At 47.4% G+C, this 521-nt stretch carries 1 pseudogene; it reads right to left on the reverse strand.

Annotation, left to right across the window (positions count from 1 at the left end):
* Window positions 1-404 (reverse strand): annotated as a pseudogene (locus R7093_RS27995) (tellurium resistance protein); the annotation flags it as partial.
* Between the last annotated feature and the right edge of the window lie 117 nt (window positions 405-521).

Here is a 521-nt window from a genome sequence, read left to right on the forward strand (position 1 = left end):
GGGTAGAGGAACCAGCTCGGGACGATGTTCGACATTTTGAAGTTCATGAGCTGGAAGCCAAAAAACAGCACCATCATTGTAAAATGAAGCAGTACAGCTAAACACCAAAGGGGATAGGCAATGAGTGGTGCAACCGACGCGAGATAATCGGTCAGGATCAATAATGCCATGCTCATTGGTGCCATTAAACTACCACTTAACGGGTGCTTAATATCCGCCATAAATAGGCGAGGATTGGTGGCGTACTTAATCAGAACGGGAGCGAGCAATAACGCGCCAAATGAAGCCAGAAAAGGACGAATTGGCGTACCAATATCGGGAACATAGAGCGCCCACGCTTGGCCAAGCCCGATCATACCCAGTGCCAGCGCCGCTTGAGAAGGCGGGACACTATAAAACTGCACAAGTCTTCTCCAGTTCAAATCTACTCCGAATTGATTTTGCCCGAATGAAACGAAAAGTGATGTTTAAAACCAAATTATCTTTGGCTGCTTTGCGTGTGAAAATCGCGAACGGTGTGG

Source organism: Vibrio sp. 1580 (assembly GCF_033340055.1).